Source organism: Cryobacterium sp. PH31-L1, assembly GCF_030063145.1.
Classification (GTDB): domain Bacteria; phylum Actinomycetota; class Actinomycetes; order Actinomycetales; family Microbacteriaceae; genus Cryobacterium.
On sequence record NZ_JASISM010000003.1, the window covers coordinates 293153 to 311531 of the forward strand.

Below are 18379 nucleotides of genomic sequence, written 5' to 3' on the forward strand. Positions count from 1 at the left end.
CAGTCCGGGTCACTATTTGAACGATCTAACCGACACACCCGCTACACCGGCCAAAGGAGACCTCCGTGAGACTGCCAACGGTCGAAGATGTCGCGCGTACCGCCCGGGTGTCGCGGCAGACGGTGTCGAATGTGATCAACACGCCGGCGCGGGTGAAGCCGGCCACCCTCCTGCGTGTGCAGGCCGCGATCAGAGAACTCGATTACCGGCCCAATCAATCGGCGCGCCGGCTGCGGCAGCAGAAATCGGCGACCATCGGCATCCGCCTGGACCCGCAGCTGAACGGTATCTCGGGAGCGGTGCTCGACCGCTTTCTGCACTCCCTCACCGAGCAGGCCACCGAACGCGGGCTTCGGGTGCTGTTGTTCACGGCCGCGACGCCGACCGAAGAGATTGACCAGATCCGCGCCCTGCGCGACGGCGCCGACGTGGATGCTTTTGTACTCACCGCCACGTTCGACCACGACCCGCGACCGGAATGGCTGATCGAGCAGAAGATTCCGTTCGTGACCTTCGGGCGGCCGTGGGGGATCGACGACCTCAACGACCCCCAGCACCGCTGGGTTGACGTCGATGGTCGGCGCGGCGTGTACGCTGCCACCCTGTCGTTGCTCGATGCGGGGGCCGAACGTGTGGCCTGGATCGGTTGGCCGCCGCCGACCGCAACCGGTGACGACCGGCGCTCCGGTTGGGAAGACGCGATGCGCGAGCGACTGGGCCTCGGCGACGCCGAGCTCGCAAGTTTGTGCACCGAGGTGGTCGATGACGTCGCCGAGGCGACAAACGCCGTCGCCAACGTGCTCGCCGGAGCCGTGCTACCCGACGGCATGGTTTGCGCGAGCGACACCCTGGCCCTGGGGGCGCTCATCGCTGCGTCGACTGCCGGGCGCCGGGACATTCCCATCATCGGTTTCGACGACACACCGGTCGCTGCCGCTCTGGGCATATCCAGCGTGGAGCAGCGACTCGACCAGGTGGCCGCGGGCGCGCTGGCCCTGCTGCTCGGCCCGGTCGGCGACAGCGTGGTCGCCTCCGGTGCACTCGACGTCGCCCACCGACTCATCGAGCCAGCCCTCGTTCTACGACGGCCCCAGGATTTGCCTATGTTCAACCCCTCCCGCATCGACGGCACTGCCGCCGCCGATAAGCACTGAAAGGAAAAACTCCCATGATGAAGAAGACCTGGGTCGCAGCGACCCTAGCGATCGGCCTCGCGGCCTCCCTCGCCGGCTGCTCCGCCGGAAACGGCGGCGACTCCACCGGTGGACAGAAACTCACCGTGATGATCGGCTCGTCCGGCGACGCCGAGACCGCGGCCGTCGAGGCTGCCACCGCGGCCTGGGCGGCCGACAACGACGCCACCGTCGAGGTGGTCGTGGCAAGCGACCTCAACCAGCAGCTCAGCCAGGGGTTCGCGGGCGATGCCGCCCCCGACCTCTTCTACATGGGCTGGGACCAGTTCCAGACCTACGCGAGCAATGGCTATCTCGACCCCTATGCCGACAACCTTCCGAACAAAGACGGTTTCTATCCCACGCTGACCGACACCTTCAGCTACGACGGCACCTTCACCTGTGCACCCAAGGACTTCTCCACCCTCGGCCTCATCATCAACACCGACTCCTGGGCGGCAGCGGGCCTGACCGACGCCGACGTGCCCACCGACTGGGACAGCCTCGAGACCGTTGCCAAGACCCTCACCACCGACACGCAGGTCGGCCTCTCATTCGGGTTGGAATACGCCCGCGCCGGAGCGTTCATGAACCAGGCCGGCGGCCACCTGGTCAGTGACGACGGCACCACCGTCGATGCCGACAGTGCCGAGAACATCGCCGGGCTCGAGTACATCCAGAAGTTGCACACCGACGGCGTGCTGAAGTTTCCGACCGAGCTCGACGCCGGCTGGTCCGGTGAAGCGCTCGGCGCGGGCAAGGCCGCCATGGTCATCGAAGGACCGTGGATCAAAGGCATCGCCGCCGACTTCCCCGACACCAACTACGCCGCCTACGAACTGCCGGCCGGCCCCGGCGGCCAGTCCACCTTCAGCTTCACCAACTGCTGGGGAATTCCGCAGAACTCCGACACAGCGGATGCCGCCACCTCCCTCGTCGAGTTCCTCACCAGCGATGACCAGCAGCTCAAAGCCGCTGCGGCCTTCGGCGTGATCCCCTCGACCGAGTCCGCCGCGGCGACCTACGCCGAGACCTACCCCGAGAACGCGTCGTTCGTGGCCAGTGCCGACTACGCGGTCAGTCCGGTGAACTTCGCCGGATCGGCCTCGGCCATGACTGACTTCAACTCGAAGCTTGAGGGCCTCATCGGCGGCGACCCGAAGGCGATCCTCGAATCGCTGCAAACCAGCCTGCAGGCCACCCTCGACGAGGCCAACGCCAAGTAGCGCCTCTGTGCCCGGCCCTCGGGCCGGGCACACCCGCTGACGGTATCAAGGGAGACACCATGGCACGCACACTGACGGCCGGCGCGCGCGGGTCGCGCGGAGGCATCCGCTCGGGGGAAGCGAAATTTGGCTGGCTGTTCATCAGCCCGGCCATCATCATCATTGGATTGTTCCTCGTGGTGCCGATTCTGCTGGCACTCTACGTGAGCTTCAGCAATTGGAACGGGCTCGGCTCGCCGATCGGCAACTCGAAAGTGATCGGCACGGGAAACTACGAAAAAGTGCTGATCGACGACGGACTGAGTAAGAGCGACTTCGGAACCTCGATTCGCAACAACCTGTACTACGTGCTGCTCGTGGTGCCGCTGCAGACGACGCTCGCACTCTTTCTTGCAGTGCAGGTCAACCGTCGAGTCTTGAAGGGCCGCGGCCTGTTTCGCACCGCGTTCTACTTTCCGTCAGTGACGAGCTCGATCGCCATCACGTCGATCTTTCTCTTTCTGTTCACCGCCTCGGGCGCCGTCAACTCGGTGCTGCAGTGGTTCGGCGTCAACGGCCCCAACTGGTTCAATGACCCGAGCGGGGTGATCCATAACCTGCTGGCGGGCGCCGGCGTCACGAGCGCCCCGGCAGCCCTCGCCGGGGAGGGGCCGCTCGGCATCAGCTGGTGGGAGTGGCTGAGCGGGCCATCCGTGGCCATGAGCACACTGATCATCCTGGCCGTGTTCACGACCTCGGGCACCTTCATGCTGCTCTTCATCGCGGCGCTGCAGAACATCAGCGGCGAGATCGACGAAGCCGCGGTCATGGACGGCGCCGGAGGCCTGCGCAAGTTCTTCTCGGTGACCCTGCCGATGCTCACGCCCACCCTGTTCACCGTGCTGACCCTCGGCCTGATCGGATCGTGGCAGCTGTTCGACCAGGTGGCCCTCACCGGCGGCGGCGCGCCCGGCAAAACCGTACTCACCCCGGCCTACCTGGCCTACGACACCTCGTTCACCGAGCTGAAGTGGGGGCAGGGAGCGGCCATCTCGTTCATCCTGTTCGTGATCATCGTGGCGCTCACTTTGTTCCAGCGCTACGTGTTGCGCGACCGCGACGTGGGTAAGAAGGCCGAGCGCAACCGCATCCGTCGTGATGCTGAGATTCATGCCAGCGCGGCACGCGCAACCTACCAGGAGGGCCTGAAATGAGCACCCTGACCCCCGAAACCGCCATTCAGGCGGATTCAATCGAGGCCAAGCCACGGCCGGCGCGTGCCGGGCGGCGCGGCATGTCGCCTCGGGCCCGCACGGTGGCGATCATCAGCTACCTCGGGCTTATCATTCTCGCCCTCGTGTACATCTACCCGTTCCTCATCTCCATCGCGGGCAGTTTCAAAACGGATGCCGATGCCACCGCCAATCCGCTCTCACTGCTTCCCCAGACCTGGAGTTTCGCCGCCTACGATCGACTGTTCACCGACGTGCCTCTGCCGCGCTGGGCGATGAACTCGACCATCATCACGCTGTGCGTGACCTTCGGCCGGGTCTTCTTCGATTCCATCGCCGGGTACGCGCTGTCACGGCTCAAGTTTCGCGGCCGCGGCGTGATCTTCGCGAGCCTGATCGCGATCATGGCGGTACCGGGAGTGGTGCTCCTGATTCCGCGGTTTCTGATTCTCAAGGAACTGGGCCTGTTCAACAGCTACGCCGGCATGATTCTGCCCCTGGTCGTCGACGCCGCCGGCATCTTCATCATGAAGCAGTTCTTCGAGTCGATCCCGGTGAGCGTGGAGGAAGCAGCGCGCATCGACGGCGCCGGCGTCTTTCGAACGTTCTGGACGATCGTGCTGCCGATGGCCCGGCCCGCAGTCGTGACCCTGTTCATTTTGAGCTTCCAGGGCTCGTGGAACGAGTACGCGCATTTTGTGGTGTCGCGGCAGGACGCCGATCTCAATACCCTGACGACCGGCGTGGCCTCACTCGTGTCGGGGCAGCTCGGGTCGGGCAACCAGTATCCGCTCGTGCTCGCTTCGGCGCTGCTGATGACGATCCCGGTGGCCATCATGTTCTTCATCTTCCAGAAACGCATCATGAACACCACCGAGGGCGGCGAGAAGGGTTAGCCTTCTCGTTCCCCCTTCAGTAAAGGAATCCGCAGATGCCATCTCCTCCTTCCTCCCTGATTTACGGATGCATGGGACTCGGTGGCGACTGGACCCCCGGCGCGGTCGCTCCCGGCGCGATCGACCAGGCGGCGGCCGCGGTCGAGGCCGCGCTGTCCATCGGCATAGCGGTGTTCGACCACGCTGACATCTACCGCCACGGCAAGGCGGAGGCGGTGTTCGGTGAGGTACTGAAACGCTCGCCGGGACTGCGCGAGCGCATTCAGATCCAGACGAAGTGCGGCATCCGCTTGGACCCGGAGCACGCGCCCTACGACCTCTCCACGATCGTGGCGCGGGTCGACGACAGCCTCGCGCGCCTCGGCGTCGACTACGTCGACACCCTGTTGCTGCACCGGCCGGATCCGCTGCTCGAGCCCGCCGAGGTGGCGCGGGCGGTGGCCGAACTGCACGCCGACGGCAAGATTCGCGCGCTCGGCGTCTCGAACATGTCGGGGCAGCAGATCGCGTTTTTGCAGCGCGAGATCGACCTGCCGATCGTCACGAACCAGCTCGAACTGAGCCTGCACCGGCACGACTGGGTCGACAGCACGGTGCTGGTCAACCACCCGGAGGGCGCCGACAACACCTTCCCGCACGGCACTCTCGAGTACTGCGCGAGCAACGGAGTGCGGCTGCAGGCCTGGGGCGCGCTAGCCCAGGGGCGGTATTCCGGCGCGACGCATGCGGCGAGCCAGGAAGCGGCATCCGCTGTGGTGGCGGCGCTGGCCGAAAAGAAGAATACAAGCCGGGAGGCCATCGTGCTCGGCTGGCTGATGCGGCACCCGGCCCACATCGACCCGGTGCTCGGGTCGAGCGACCCCGCGCGCATTCGCGCCTGCGGAGATGCGGCCGCGCAGGCGGCCTTAATGACCCGCGACGAGTGGTTCGCGCTGTACCTAGCAGCCCGCGGGAGGCCGCTGCCCTAGCGTCACGGTAAGCGGATGATTAGGCTGCGAATCATGGACAAGTCACAGATTCTGGCTTTGGCTGATGATCGCCGACTGCGCGATCTGCGACGCGGCGGACTGCTCGTTTTTCTCGGGGTGCTCATTTTCGCCGGAGCCTGGCTGCTGATTCCCTTTGGCATCTTTCAATCGGCCGCCGGGTCGGCGTGGTTCGTCGTTGGCGGCGTCGTCTTACTCGCGGACAGCGCCTGGCTGGTCGTCATCGGCACCAGAATGCGCCGGCGCGCACAACGCGACCATGCGGTAGCCACGGCATTCGGCAAGGCGAACCCGGCCTTCGACGAGGACCGCAAGCCCGTGCCGACGGCGGGCGTTCCGCTCGGTTGGATCGGAAACGTGCCGTAGCTAGAAGAGCTTCGAGGCGGTGTCGTCGAGGCCGCGCATGGCGTCGTAGTCGAGCAGCAGGCAGCGGATACCGCGATCCTCGGCCAGCTTGCGGGCCTGCGGCTTGATGGTCTGCGCGGCGAACACCCCGCTGACCGGGGCCAGATGCGGGTCGCGGTTCATCAGTTCGAGGTAGCGGGTGAGCTGCTCGACGCCGTCGATGTCACCGTTGCGCTTGAGTTCGACGGCGACGGAAGCCCCGCGCGCATCCTGCGCGAGAATGTCGACCGGGCCGATCGCCGTCATGTACTCGCGCTTGACGAAACTAAAGCCCTCGCCGAGCAGGTGAATATGCTCGGCCAGCAGCTTCTGCAGGTGCGACTCGGCGCCGTCCTTGATCAGTCCGGGGTCGATGCCGAGCTCGTGCGCCGAATCGTGCTGCACCTCGTAGACGCTGACCACGAGCTGGTCGGCTGTCTTGGCATGGGTGACCGTCCAGAGGGCGGTGATGCCGGAATCTGCCTGTTCGCTGTCGGGCTCGGAGATGGCGATCGAGCAGGGCGGGCTCATCCAGTTGAGCGGCTTATAGGACCCACCGTCGGAGTGTACGAGCACACTGCCATCGGACTTGATCATGAGCAGGCGGGTGGCCAGTGGCAGGTGCGCGCTGAGACGCCCGGCATAGTCAACGGAGCATTTCGCAATTACAAGGCGCACTGGTCGAGTTTACGGCTTCGCGTCTGGGAAAGCGGATGCCGCCGGCCGCGCCGCCGGGGCCGCCAGACCCGCCAGCACCATCAGCACCAAAATCAGGTAGAGGGCGTTGAGAATTCCCCACGCCTCGCCGAGCAGGCCGAGCACCGGCGGCCCGACCAGGAACGCGAAGTAGCCGATGATCGCGACCGCGCTCACCCGTGCCGCAGCGTTCTTGGTGTCGTCGGCGGCTGCGGACATGCCAACGGGAAAGCCGAGCGAGGCGCCGATGCCCCAGAGAATTGTGCCGACATAAACGAGCGGAGTGTTCGGCGCCAGGATGAACAGCACGAGGCCCGCAATGCCGATTCCCGCGCAGGCGCGCAGCACGACAACCCGGCCGAACCGGTCGAGCACCGGGCCGCCGAGCACCCGGCCCACGGTCATCGCGGCCACGAACACGCCGAAGACGATGGCGCCGTCGGTGTTGCTGAAACCGTGCCCGTCGACCGAGGCGAGGGCGAGCCAGTCGTTCGCTGAGCCCTCGGCGAAAGTCATGCCGAGCACGATAACTCCGATCAGCAGTAGTTTCCGATCCCGCCAAACGGCGAGACTGTCCCGTAGGCGGTCGCGCCAGGGTTGGCGCCGGGCATCCGCTGGTTCAGCATTCTCGACGCCCACGGGGAGGAAGCGCACGGCCAGGACGATCGTGCCGAGAACCAGCACAGCGATCACCAGCAGGTGCCAGAACACCGATACCTGCCAAGCGGATGCGGCGGCGCCGCCGAGCGCACCGACCACCGTGCCGAGGCTGAAGCAGGCGTGCATAAGCGGCATGAGCGTGCGGCCGATGGCGCGCTCGGCCGCTGCGCCCTCGACGTTCATCATGACGTCGAGGGATCCCATGCCCACCCCGAACACGGCGAGGGCTGCGAACACAAACGGGGCCGAGGGCAGAAGGCTGACCCCCGCGCCCATGAGCACGAGCCCGGTGGCCGACATCGAGACGCTGAGCAGCATGGCGCGGCGGGCGCCGACGCGAGCCAGCAGACCCGCGGCGATCAACAGCCCGATCACCGAGCCCGCCGAGAGCCCGAAAATGAGGATGCCGACCTGAGCGGTGTCGAGGCCGAGGCCGTCGCGCACGGCGGGAACCCGCGACATCCAGCTGGCCAGGCCGAGCCCGGCCACGAAGAACGTGGCAAAGACGGCGTTGCGCCAGCCGAGCAGGGCCGGGCGCGTGGTGGTCACGGGGGAGTCAGCGGAGGTCATCAGGCACACGGGTTCTCAAGCGGCGGGCGGATGCCTCGACAGCGGGTGGGTGGGTGACTTAACGCTACAACGAATAGCGTTCGGGAGGATCGGAGATTGCAGTCCCGCGAGACGACAAGTTCGGCCCCATGAAGGTGGCTGGCTCCATGCGAGACGACCCGATCGGCCCCATGAAGGGCCGCCAAGGGGCCGAAGGTGGCGTCTCGCGCCGCATGATGCCAGAAGACCCCGCCGATTCGCGCCCCCATGGGACTTAGCGTAGCCTTACCTTAGTCGTTCATACCCCCGCCCTTGGAGTCTTATGCGCATCCCCCTGTCTGTTGCCGCCCTCTTGGCCGGTGCCACCGTGTTTGCCCTCGCCGGGTGCACGCAAGCCGCCGAGCCGACGGCAAGCACCGCAGACGGCGCCTTCACCCTGTACTCGGGTCGTGACGAAGCGCTCGTCCAGCCGCTCATCGACCAGTTCGAGGAGCAGAGCGGCATCAGCGTCGAGGTGCGTTACGGCAACACCGCCGAGCTCGGCGCGCTCCTGCTCGAAGAGGGCGATGCCACCCCCGCCCAGGTTTTTCTCGCCCAGGACGCCGGCGCCCTGGGCGCGCTCGCCAATGCCGACCTGTTCGCGACGCTGCCCGCAGCAACGACCGATGCCGTTCCCGCCGGATTCACCTCGACCGACGACACCTGGGTCGGCGTCACCGGCCGTGCCCGCGTGATCGCCTACGACAGTGAGGCGCTCGCCGCAACCGATGTGCCAACATCCGTTGACGCTTTCACCGACCCGGCCTGGTCCGGAAAGTTCGGTATCGCGCCGACCAACGCGAGCTTCCAGGCCTTCGTCACCGCCTACCGGGTGCTGAACGGCGAGGCGGCCGCCGACGAGTGGGTCAAGGCCGTTGCCGCCAACAACCCGGTCATCTTCGACAACAACCGCGCTATCCTCGCCGCCGTCAACGACGGGGTCATCGAGGCCGGACTCATCAACCACTACTACTGGTTCGCCCAGGCCGCCGAAACGGGAGAGGCCAATATGCGCGCCCAGCTGTCCTACCCCGACGCCGGTGATGCCGGATCGATCGTGAACGTGACCGGGGCCGGTCTGCTTGCCGGCGCAGCAGACGATGCCGACGCCCTGGAGTTCATCGACTATCTCGTGGGCGCCGAGGCGCAGCAATACTTCGTCGACGAGACCTACGAGTACCCCCTGATCACCGGCATCGACGCCCCGGCCGGACTGCCGGCGCTCGACTCGCTGGTCAACCCCGACCTCGATCTGGCCGACCTCGATACCCTCGCCGACACCCAGGCTCTCCTCGGCAAGCACGGCCTGATCTAGCGTTGAAGCAGTGAAGGCGCGGGTGCGGGCTCAGGTCGACAGCCGCGCCCTACCCTCGAGTCGCGCATGACCGGCCTGCTCATTCCGCCCCTCAAAGCGGATGCCCCGGCCCCGCCCCGCAGGCCGGCCCGGTTTCGCGGCACCCCGCCCTGGCTCCTGGCGGTCGCCGCGCTCTGCGCCGCGACCGCTGCAATCCCGCTCGTCTACCTGGTCGTGCGCACGACCGAGGCCGGCCTGGCCGAGCTGCTGGCGACCCTGGTGCGCCCGAGGGTGCTACAGCTCACGATCAACACCGTGATGCTGGCGACGGCAGTCACCCTGTCGTGCCTCGTGCTCGGCACGATCTGCGCCTGGATTCTCACGCGCATCCGCTTGCCGTTTCAGCGCACACTGCTGCTGGTCTCGGCGCTGCCGCTCGCGGTGCCGAGCTACCTCGCCGCCTACGGCTGGTTGGTCTGGTTTCCGCACCTCAACGGGTTCTGGGCCAGCTGGTTCGTCATGACCATGGTCTGTACCCCCTACGTGACGCTGCCGGTCGCGGCGGCGCTGCGCGGGGCATCCGCAGATTTGGAATCAGTGGCCCGCACCCTCGGTCGCGGCCCTCTGCGGGCCTTCGCGGCAGCGACCTGGCCGCAGATTCGCCCGGCCGCGATCGCCGGGGCGCTGCTGGTCTGCCTCTACTCGCTGAGCGACTTCGGACTCGTCTCGATGCTGCGGTTTCAGACGCTCACCTGGGGAATCAATGCCGCCTACGGCGCGAGTTTCGACCGCAACCAGGCCGCGCTGCTCGCCCTCGTGCTCGTCGTGCTCGCGCTCGTGGTGGTGGCCGGCGAACGCCGCAGCCGCCGTCAGGTCGGCCGCGTTCCCGGGCGCAGCACCATGCCGGCCCGCGCGCCCGGTAAGACGGGCCCGCTCTGCGCCGTGGTGCTGCTCGCCGCACCGATCGCCGGGGTTGTGGTTCCCGTGGTCGGCTTGCTCAGCCGCCTGCTCGAAGCCGAAACCCTGCGGGCCATCGACGTTCCGAGGCTGCTCGAAGCTATCGCCGCGACCCTGGGGCTCGCCCTCGCCGCCGCCGTTGTCGCCGTGGTCATAGCCTTGCCGATCGCAGCGCTCGCTGCCCGCTACCAGGGGCGTCTGGTGGCCGTGATCGAGGCCGTCGGCTTTCTCGGCCATGCCCTGCCCGGCATTGTCGTTGGCCTGTCCCTCGTATTCTTCGCGCTCGCCGCGGTTCCGATGTTCTACCAAACCTCCGTCGTGCTGGTCTTCGCCTACGTCGTTCTGTTCATGCCGCGCGCCATCGGCAGCGTGCGTAGTGGGATCGCGGCGGTGCCCGCGAGCCTCGGCGACGTGTCCCGCATGCTCGGCCTCTCGCCCTTCCAGACCTGGTGGCGGGTTACCGCGCGACTCGCGCTGCCCGGCATCGCGATCGGTGCACTGCTCGTGGCCATCTCGGCCATGAAAGAATTGCCAGCGACGCTGCTGCTTCGGCCGACGGGCGTGTCCACGCTCGCGACCGAGTTGTGGAGTCGCACGGCCCTGTTCGAGTTCGGCGCTGCAGCGCCCTATGCGGCGGCGCTCGTGCTCGTGGCGATGGTGCCCGCGGTGCTGCTATCCGGCATTCGCGGCACGGCAAGGGAGAATTGATGGGCTGGGTTGCGATAGACGGGCTGCGCGTCGCCTACGGTGATACGCGGGTACTCGACGACGTCAGTTTGCGCATACCGCGCGGCAGTCTCGTCGCCGTTCTCGGCCCAAGCGGATGCGGCAAGACCACCCTCCTGCGAGCGGTCGCCGGTCTGTTGCCGGTCACCGCCGGCACCATCACGGTCGGCGGACGCCTCGTCACCGGCCCCGGCGTGCAGCGCGCGCCGGAGAAACGCGGAATGGGCTGGGTTCCGCAGGACGCCTCACTGTTTCCGCATCTCACCGTGGGCGAGAACATCGGCTTCGGACTGCCCCGCAACAAGCAGAGCGACGATCTGTATTGCGAGTCCGGCGAGGCCCCAAGGGGAGTCTTCGGTCTCTTCGCCGGTCTCACCCGGCGGGGGCGCGAATATCGAACCCGACCTGCCGCGCTCCCGGTGAACGCCGCTGCATCCGATGCCCCCGCAGACAACCGCCTCGCGCCGGTACCGATCGCTCCCGACCGCAGCCGCCAGAACAGTCGCGCCGCTCGCATCGATGAGCTCGCGAGCCTGGTCGGCCTGTCCGAGCTGGTTGACCGCGCCCCCTCTCAGCTCTCCGGCGGCCAGGCCCAACGCGTCTCCCTGGCCCGCGCGCTGGCCCCGCGGCCCGACCTCATGCTGCTCGACGAACCGTTCACGGCCCTCGACCCGCTGCTGCGGTCAGCACTCCGCACCGAGGTCGCGGCCCTGCTGCGCGACCAGCACAACACGAGCCTGCTCGTGACCCACGACCAGGAAGAGGCGCTCTCCCTCGCCGACTTCGTCGCCGTCATGCGCGGCGGCGAGATTTTGCAGTTCGGCACCCCGGCCAATGTTTACGAACGCCCGGTCAATCCGTGGGTCGCCGGCTTCGTCGGCGATACCGTCGAGCTCGACGGCCTCTGGCGGGCCGGTCGCGTCGAGTGCGCGCTCGGCACGCTGCCGGCGGACTGGATGGGCGGGTCATCCGCTCCTGCCGACGGAACGCCCGTGCTCGTGCTCCTCCGTCCGGAATGGCTGACCCTCGCCGCCCCGTTGGCCGAGCAACAAACGGATGCCATCACCACTGCCATCGCCTACGCCGGCCACGATGCCCTGGTGAGTTTCACCCTCACGGGAGGCATCGTCGTGCGTGCCCGAGTCGCCGCCCCCGGCCTGCCGCGCATTGGCGACCGGGTCGCGCTCGGGGTGCGACAGAACGCCCTTGCCTACCCGCTGGGCTAGTAACGAGAATGTTCAGCGAGTCGCCTGGCGCAAACTCGTCATTGTGCCAACCTTAGAACGGGTAAAGGCTGGGGGAGGCGCCTTCCCGCAGTAGGCACGCAAGCATGCATTCGATAGTTGTAGCCAAGCCAATGGAGGCCTGATGAACGAGCGCAATCCTAATTCGGTCATGAGGCGCAAACCCATTGCCGACATCGGCGATGAGGCTGCCAAGAACGGTCTCTTCAAGAGCCTCGGGCTCTGGCAGCTCACCGCGATCGGTGTCGGTGGCATTATCGGAATTGGCATTTTCACCCTCGCTGGACTCGTTGCCAACGGCGGTCCGGACGGCGTGGGCGCGGGACCTGCCGTGCTCATCTCGTTTCTGGTCGCCGGACTCGCGAGCGCGGCTGCCGCTCTTAGTTACGCGGAGTTCGCCGGGATGATCCCTCGAGCCGGCTCCGCGTACACCTACGGCTATGTAGCCCTTGGTGAGATCGTCGGCTGGTTCATCGGCTGGGACCTGCTGCTCGAGTACATCGCGATCGTCGCCGTCGTGGCGATCGGCATTTCGGGGTACTTCACCGAGTTCATGAGTGGCATCGGCATCGACATTCCGACCTGGATGCAGGGCACTCCCGATACCCTGGACGGCGGCCTGATCAACCTGCCCGCCATCGTAGTGTGCGTGCTCGTGACCTTCATCCTCAGCCGTGGAACGCAGACCTTCGGCCGCTTTGAGCTCGTCGCCGTCGGGCTCAAGGTGCTGTTGATCCTCGCCATCATCGTGCTGGGATTCTTCTACATCAACACCCAGAACTACGTTCCGTTCTTGCCGAACGGGTTCGGCGCGGTCTTCACCGGCGCAGCCACAGTCTTCTTTGCCGTCTTCGGCTATGACGCCATGAGTACCGCCGCCGAAGAGGCCAAAGATGGCAAGAAGCACATGCCGAAGGCAATTTTGCTCTCGCTCGCCATCGCCATGGTGCTCTACGTGCTCGCCACTCTCGTTCTCACCGGCATGCAGAATTGGCAGGATATCGACCCGACCGCCGCCTTTGCCGTCGCGTTCCAGTCGGTTGGGCTTCCGGTCGTTGCGACTGTGCTCTCGGCCTTCGCTGTCATCTCTATCCTCACCGTCATGCTGACCTTCCTGCTCGGCGTAAGTCGGGTCTGGTTCTCGATGAGCCGCGATGGCTTACTGCCGAAATGGTTCTCCGGCACCGACAAAAGGGGAACCCCCGCCCGCGTGACCTGGATCGCCGGCCTGGCTGCGGCTGTTCTGGCCGGGGTCTTCCCGATCCGTTTAATTGCCGACCTCACCAACATCGGGATTCTTGCCGCCTTCGTTGTGGTCTGCGTTGCCGTGATTGTGCTGCGACGCACCCGCCCCGATGTCCCGCGCACCTTCAGGCTGCCTTTCATGCCCTGGGTACCCGTGTTCGGGGTGCTCTCCTCTGCCTTCCTCATTACGCAGCTGCACTGGGAGACCTGGCTACGCTTCGGCATCTGGCTCGTCATCGGTCTGGTCATCTACTTCTCCTATGGTCGCCGCAACTCGGTAATGAACCCGAAGAGCCCGCGCTACATCGAGCATCCGGTCGATCCGCACTAGCACCGGCAACGGCTGCGCGACCTGGCACCGCATCCGCTCAGCTGATCAGCGCGCGCCGACGACCATCCAGGCCATGGTGCGGGCGCGGAGGCTCAGCGTCACGGCACGGGCACCGAGATAGCCGAGCGCGAACGCCGCCATGAGCAGAGCGAGCCCGGCCTCGCCCGACGGGGCCCAGACGAGTACCGCGCCGGCCAGCGGCACGAACACGGCGAGGTTCACCAGCCCGGTCAGCGCCAGGTAGCGGGCGTCGCCGGCGCCGATGAGCACGCCGTCGAGCACGAACACGACCGCGCCGAGCGGAACGGATGCCCCCAGCACGATCAGGGTCAGCGGCAGCAGTTGCGTCACGGCGTCCGAGTTGGTGAACGCGTGGCCGAGCACGCCGCTCGTGCCGACCACTACCGCGGCGAGCACGAGGCCAGCCAGCATGCCCCACTCCAGGCAGCGGCGAAGCACCGCGCGCACCTGCGCCACATCGCCCGCGCCGAGGCCGCGCCCGACGAGCGCCTGCGCGGCGATGGCGAGGGCGTCGAGGGCGAAGGCGAGCGTCGCGAACAGGGTCATCGCGATCTGAAAGGCGGCGAGTTCGGGGGAGCCGAGCTGGGCGGCCACGAACACCGCGAGCAGCATGGCGGCGCGCAGGCTGAGCGTGCGCACGAACAACCAGCCGCCGCTGCGCGCGCCGAGCAGCATGCCTTTTCGATGCGGACGCAGCGGGGCGCTGTTCCGCCGGGCGTGCCTGGCGACGACCACGAGGTAGACGGCGACCATGCCCCACTGCGCGACAACGGTGCCCACGGCCGAGCCGGCGATGCCCCAGCCGAGCAGGTAGATGAACACGTAGTTGAAGGCGATGTTCGCGCCGAAGCCGATTCCGGCCACGTAGAGCGGGGTGCGGGTGTCCTGCAGGCCGCGCAGCAGTCCGGTGGCGGCGAACACCAGCAGCATGGCGGGCAGGCCGAACATGGAGATGCCGAGGTAGGTGGCGGCATCCGTTGTCACGGCCGTTTCGGCGCCGAATGCGCCGACCAGCGCCGGGGTGGCGAGCAGGCCGCCGGCCGCGAGCACGACGCCGAGGCCAAGGGCGAGCCAGAGCCCGTCGATGCCGACCGAAACCGCCCTTTTCGTGTCGCCGGCGCCGAGCCAGCGGGCCACCGCCGGGGTGGTGCTGTACGCGAGGAAGACCATGAGGCCGATGATGGTCTGCAGCACCGCGCTGGCCAGGCCGAGTCCGGCCAGCGGGGTGGTGCCGAGGTGACCGACCATCGCGGAATCGGCCAGCAGAAAGAGCGGTTCGGCCACGAGGGCGCCGAGTGCGGGCACGGCGAGCCGCAGAATGTCCCGGTCGATGGGCTGTGCCCGCAGAATGTTGATGGTTCGACTCTACGGCGGCCCCGCGTGCCCCGTGGCCGCGCCCATCTGTGGGGCCCCTGTGGTTCACCGCGCCAGTTGTGGGTCACCGCTCCACCTATAGCTGGCGCGCTCACCGGCAGCTGGCGCGCCCAAGAGTTACTCGTCGATGACCGGCCCGGGGTTCGGTGCGCGCTACGTACGGTTACCGTAGCGACCACCCGAACCGGCGCGCCCACCGCAACACCGGCCTGCTGTGGCAAACTGCTCGCCGTGACCTCTCAACCCGAGCGCCGCATGCTCCTCGATACGGCCAGCCTCTACTTTCGAGCGTTCTTCGGCGTGCCCGACACCGTTCGGGCGCCGAACGGCGACCCGGTGAACGCCGTGCGCGGGCTGCTCGACATGATCGCCCGGCTCACAACCGAGTTCGAGCCGACCGAGATCGTGGCCTGCTGGGATGACGACTGGCGCCCGCAGTGGCGGGTCGACCTCATCCCTACCTACAAGACGCACCGGGTCGCCGCCGAACCGGCAACGGATGCCGACCCCGCGATCGAAGTCGTGCCCGATCTGCTCACTCCCCAGGTTCCGATCATCCGCGAGGTGCTCGCTGCCCTCGGCATCCCCATCGTCGGCGCGGCGCACCACGAAGCGGACGACGTGATCGGCACCCTGGCCTCACACGCGGCGATGCCGGTCGACATCATCACCGGCGACCGCGACCTTTTTCAGCTCGTCGACGACTCCCGCCAGGTGCGGGTCATTTATACCGGCCGCGGCATGGCCCGTCTCGAAACATTGACGGATGCCTCCCTCGCCGCCAAGACCGGCGTCACCCCCGCGCAATACGCGGACTTCGCCGCCCTGCGCGGCGACGCCTCCGACGGGCTGCCCGGAGTCGCCGGCGTGGGCGAGAAGACCGCCGCGACCCTGTTGGCCTCCTGGGGCGACCTCGCTGGCATCGTCGCGGCTGCAGCCGACCCGGAAACCGTGATGGGGGCTTCCATTCGGGCGAAGATCCTCGCCGCCGCCGACTACCTGAAGGTGGCCCCCGCAGTGGTGAACGTGGTGCGCGACCTTGAGTGGCCGGCGTTCGACGCGCGCATCCGCTCGAGCACGCCCGCTCAGGCGGCCGAGCTCGAGCGACTCTCGGCTGAGTGGGGTCTCGGCGCATCGATGACGCGCGCCCGCGAGGCGCTGGCCGCGCGCATCCGCTCGTAGAAGTCGCTGTCGGCGAGCGGATGCGGGCCCGCCGGCCAGGACCGCGCCCCAAACGGGTGCGCGCTACGCCCATTCGGTAGTTGTCAACCTGTCTGAGGCAGGAGGTGGGTGTTAATGCCTGTGGGTTGGGGTAGTTCTGGCCCCGCTGCAAGGCAACCTGTCACCCCACCCGGATAGGCTGAACCCATGACTGAGCTGGCGACTGCATCCGGAATCAACCAGGACGAACTTGACCCGGAGGTGCGCCCGCAAGACGACCTCTTTCGGCACGTCAACGGCAAGTGGATCGCGCGCAGCGAGATCCCCTCCGATAAGGCACGCTGGGGCTCGTTCATGATGCTCGCCGAAGACGCCGAGAAGGCCGTGCGGGAGATCATCGTCGAGGCGCAGACCGCGCCGGCCGGCACCCTGGAGCGCAAGTTCGGTGACCTCTACACGAGCTTCCTCGACGAGGAGCGCATCGAAGCGCTCGGTGCCACCCCGCTGGAGAAAGACCTGAAGGCGGTCGACGCGGTCACCACCATCTCCGAACTGCTCGCCACCCTCGGCCGCCTCGAACGCGGCGGCGTCGCCGGCGCCTTCCAGCTGTACGTCGACAACGACCCGGGCAACCCCGAGCGATACCTCGTCTTCATCGCCCAGGGTGGCATCGGTCTGCCCGACGAGTCGTACTACCGCGATGAGAAGTTCGCCGACATTCGCGCCAAATACCAAGAATTCCTCGAGCGGATGTTCACCCTCGCCGGTTTCGCCGACGCCGCCGACCGGGCAGCGCGCGTCTTCGAGCTTGAGACCGAACTCGCCTCGCACCACTGGGACAAGGTCAGCACCCGCGACAGCGAGAAGACCTACAACCTGCGCACCTGGGACCAGGTGTCGGCGCTCGCCGCCGGCGCTGACGTTGACCTCTGGCTGGACGGCCTCGATGCCCCGGCCGGGGCCCTCGACGAGGTCGTCGTGCGCGAACCCAGCTACATCGTCGGCCTCGCTGCTGCCCTCACCGAGGACCGCCTTCAGTCGTGGCAGGACTGGCTCCGCTGGCAGGTCATCCGCTCGAGCGCTGCGTACCTGTCGGGTGAATTCGTCGAGGCGAACTTCGACTTCTACGGTCGCACCCTGAGCGGAACCCCGCAGCTGCGCGACCGCTGGAAGCGCGGCGTCTCGCTCGTGGAGGGCGCCCTCGGCGAGGCCGTCGGCCGCATCTACGTGGAACGCCACTTCAAGCCGAGCGCCAAGGAGAGCATGGACGTGCTCGTGGCCAATCTGGTCGCGGCTTACGAGAACAGCATCAGCACCCTCGAGTGGATGACCGAAGAAACACGCACGAGAGCCCTCGAGAAGCTGAGCAAATTCACGCCGAAGATCGGCTATCCGGTGAAGTGGCGGGACTATTCGAGCCTGGAAATCAATGCCGACGACCTGATCAGCAACGTCAAAGCCGCCGGTGAGTTCGAATTTCAGCGCGAGCTCGGCAAGATCGGCAAGCCGCTCGACCGCGACGAATGGTTCATGACCCCGCAGACCATCAACGCCTATTACAACCCCGGGTTCAACGAGATCGTCTTTCCGGCCGCCATTTTGCAGTTTCCGTTCTTCGACGACGCGCGCGACCCGGCCGCCAACTACGGTGCGATCGGCGCGGTCATCGGCCACGAGATCGGCCACGGCTTCGACGACCAGGGCTCCAAGTACGACGGCGACGGCCGCCTCATCGACTGGTGGACCGCCGACGACAAGGCCGCTTTCGAGCTGCGCACTACGGCGCTCATCGCCCAGTTCGAAGGCCTCGAACCGAAAGCTATCCCGGGCAACACCGTGAACGGCGCGCTCACCATCGGCGAGAACATCGGCGACCTGGGCGGGCTGTCCATCGCCTGGAAGGCCTACCTGCTCTCGCTGAACGGTGAAGAATCGCCGGTTATCGACGGCCTCACCGGCGCCGAACGGTTCTTCCTCTCCTGGGCCCAGGCGTGGCAGATGAAATTACGCGACGCTGAGGCCATCCGCTTGTTGGCCATCGACCCGCACTCGCCGAACGAGTTTCGCTGCAACCAGATCGTCAGCAACATTCCCGCGTTCTACGAGGCGTTCCAGGTGGGCGAAGCGGATGCCCTCTACCTCGCTCCCGAGAAGCGCGTCACCATTTGGTAGCCCGGTCGTCCCTGTCGGGGGTTAGTGTGGAGCAG

Annotated in this window: 15 protein-coding genes; 12 read left to right on the forward strand and 3 right to left on the reverse strand. The window is 66.9% G+C overall.

Annotated features, from left to right (window positions below; translation table 11 throughout):
• Positions 1-65 precede the first annotated feature (65 nt).
• The 6 genes from QMF22_RS08165 to QMF22_RS08190 are packed head-to-tail and all read left to right on the forward strand — an operon-like array spanning position 66 to position 5857.
• Positions 66-1154: a LacI family DNA-binding transcriptional regulator gene (locus tag QMF22_RS08165; RefSeq protein ID WP_283452248.1), complete on the forward strand. Its 1089-nt coding sequence runs from the start codon at positions 66-68 to the stop codon at positions 1152-1154.
• Between the two features lie 14 nt (positions 1155-1168).
• Positions 1169-2398, forward strand: a complete 1230-nt coding sequence (locus QMF22_RS08170) for a sugar ABC transporter substrate-binding protein (RefSeq protein ID WP_283452250.1) — start codon at positions 1169-1171, stop codon at positions 2396-2398.
• 59 nt (positions 2399-2457) lie between these two features.
• Positions 2458-3591 (forward strand): carbohydrate ABC transporter permease, encoded by a 1134-nt coding sequence (locus tag QMF22_RS08175; protein ID WP_283452252.1) that lies wholly within the window; start codon positions 2458-2460, stop codon positions 3589-3591.
• On the forward strand, positions 3588-4505 hold the full coding sequence (locus QMF22_RS08180) for a carbohydrate ABC transporter permease (protein WP_502846923.1): 918 nt from the start codon (positions 3588-3590) through the stop codon (positions 4503-4505). The genes QMF22_RS08175 and QMF22_RS08180 overlap by 4 nt, the downstream gene beginning before the upstream one ends.
• Before the next feature lie 35 nt (positions 4506-4540).
• Positions 4541-5473: an aldo/keto reductase gene (locus QMF22_RS08185; RefSeq protein ID WP_283452255.1), complete on the forward strand. Its 933-nt coding sequence runs from the start codon at positions 4541-4543 to the stop codon at positions 5471-5473.
• Between the two features lie 33 nt (positions 5474-5506).
• Positions 5507-5857, forward strand: coding sequence for a hypothetical protein (locus QMF22_RS08190; RefSeq protein ID WP_283452258.1), 351 nt, complete (start codon positions 5507-5509; stop codon positions 5855-5857).
• Here the strand turns inward: QMF22_RS08190 and nucS are convergent, their stop codons facing one another.
• Together nucS and QMF22_RS08200 are read right to left on the reverse strand one after the other, a co-directional pair.
• Positions 5858-6553, reverse strand: a complete 696-nt coding sequence (gene nucS, locus QMF22_RS08195; protein WP_283452261.1) for an endonuclease NucS — start codon at positions 6551-6553, stop codon at positions 5858-5860.
• Between the two features lie 9 nt (positions 6554-6562).
• Positions 6563-7780 carry an MFS transporter gene (locus QMF22_RS08200; RefSeq protein ID WP_349357082.1) on the reverse strand — a complete coding sequence of 406 codons (1218 nt, stop codon included), beginning with the start codon at positions 7778-7780 and terminating at the stop codon, positions 6563-6565.
• 322 nt (positions 7781-8102) lie between these two features.
• On the opposite strand from QMF22_RS08200, the gene QMF22_RS08205 reads away from it, so the two are divergent.
• The 4 genes from QMF22_RS08205 (at position 8103) to QMF22_RS08220 (ending at position 13616) form a co-directional block, all read left to right on the forward strand.
• Positions 8103-9134, forward strand: coding sequence for an extracellular solute-binding protein (locus QMF22_RS08205; RefSeq protein WP_283452266.1), 1032 nt, complete (start codon positions 8103-8105; stop codon positions 9132-9134).
• A 66-nt stretch (positions 9135-9200) separates the two neighbouring features.
• On the forward strand, positions 9201-10778 hold the full coding sequence (locus QMF22_RS08210; protein WP_283452268.1) for an ABC transporter permease: 1578 nt from the start codon (positions 9201-9203) through the stop codon (positions 10776-10778).
• On the forward strand, positions 10778-12022 hold the full coding sequence (locus tag QMF22_RS08215) for an ABC transporter ATP-binding protein (protein ID WP_283452270.1): 1245 nt from the start codon (positions 10778-10780) through the stop codon (positions 12020-12022). The genes QMF22_RS08210 and QMF22_RS08215 overlap by 1 nt, the downstream gene beginning before the upstream one ends.
• 169 nt (positions 12023-12191) lie before the next feature.
• A complete protein-coding gene (locus QMF22_RS08220; protein ID WP_502846924.1) occupies positions 12192-13616 on the forward strand; it encodes an amino acid permease in 1425 nt (474 codons plus the stop codon).
• Between the two features lie 45 nt (positions 13617-13661).
• Here QMF22_RS08220 and QMF22_RS08225 read toward each other — a convergent pair whose 3' ends face one another.
• Complete coding sequence (locus QMF22_RS08225) at positions 13662-14942, reverse strand: MATE family efflux transporter (RefSeq protein ID WP_502846925.1); 1281 nt, start codon at positions 14940-14942, stop codon at positions 13662-13664.
• Positions 14943-15266: 324 nt separating this feature from the next.
• On the opposite strand from QMF22_RS08225, the gene QMF22_RS08230 reads away from it, so the two are divergent.
• The gene (locus tag QMF22_RS08230) at positions 15267-16193 is read left to right on the forward strand and encodes a 5'-3' exonuclease (RefSeq protein WP_283452649.1); all 927 of its coding nucleotides are present in this window, start codon (positions 15267-15269) and stop codon (positions 16191-16193) included.
• Between the two features lie 186 nt (positions 16194-16379).
• Positions 16380-18344, forward strand: a complete 1965-nt coding sequence (locus QMF22_RS08235; protein WP_283452274.1) for a M13 family metallopeptidase — start codon at positions 16380-16382, stop codon at positions 18342-18344.
• Positions 18345-18379 lie beyond the last annotated feature (35 nt).

Excerpts from the sequence above, each read along its gene's own strand:
- QMF22_RS08170 (WP_283452250.1), top strand. The coding sequence starts at position 1,169 with ATGATGAAGAAGACCTGGGTCGCAGCGACCCTAGCGATCGGCCTCGCG.
- QMF22_RS08175 (WP_283452252.1), top strand. The coding sequence starts at position 2,458 with ATGGCACGCACACTGACGGCCGGCGCGCGCGGGTCGCGCGGAGGCATC.
- QMF22_RS08180 (WP_502846923.1), top strand. The coding sequence starts at position 3,588 with ATGAGCACCCTGACCCCCGAAACCGCCATTCAGGCGGATTCAATCGAG.
- QMF22_RS08185 (WP_283452255.1), top strand. The coding sequence starts at position 4,541 with ATGCCATCTCCTCCTTCCTCCCTGATTTACGGATGCATGGGACTCGGT.
- QMF22_RS08190 (WP_283452258.1), top strand. The coding sequence starts at position 5,507 with ATGGACAAGTCACAGATTCTGGCTTTGGCTGATGATCGCCGACTGCGC.
- QMF22_RS08205 (WP_283452266.1), top strand. The coding sequence starts at position 8,103 with ATGCGCATCCCCCTGTCTGTTGCCGCCCTCTTGGCCGGTGCCACCGTG.
- QMF22_RS08210 (WP_283452268.1), top strand. The coding sequence starts at position 9,201 with ATGACCGGCCTGCTCATTCCGCCCCTCAAAGCGGATGCCCCGGCCCCG.
- QMF22_RS08215 (WP_283452270.1), top strand. The coding sequence starts at position 10,778 with ATGGGCTGGGTTGCGATAGACGGGCTGCGCGTCGCCTACGGTGATACG.
- QMF22_RS08220 (WP_502846924.1), top strand. The coding sequence starts at position 12,192 with ATGAGGCGCAAACCCATTGCCGACATCGGCGATGAGGCTGCCAAGAAC.
- QMF22_RS08230 (WP_283452649.1), top strand. The coding sequence starts at position 15,267 with ATGCTCCTCGATACGGCCAGCCTCTACTTTCGAGCGTTCTTCGGCGTG.
- QMF22_RS08235 (WP_283452274.1), top strand. The coding sequence starts at position 16,380 with ATGACTGAGCTGGCGACTGCATCCGGAATCAACCAGGACGAACTTGAC.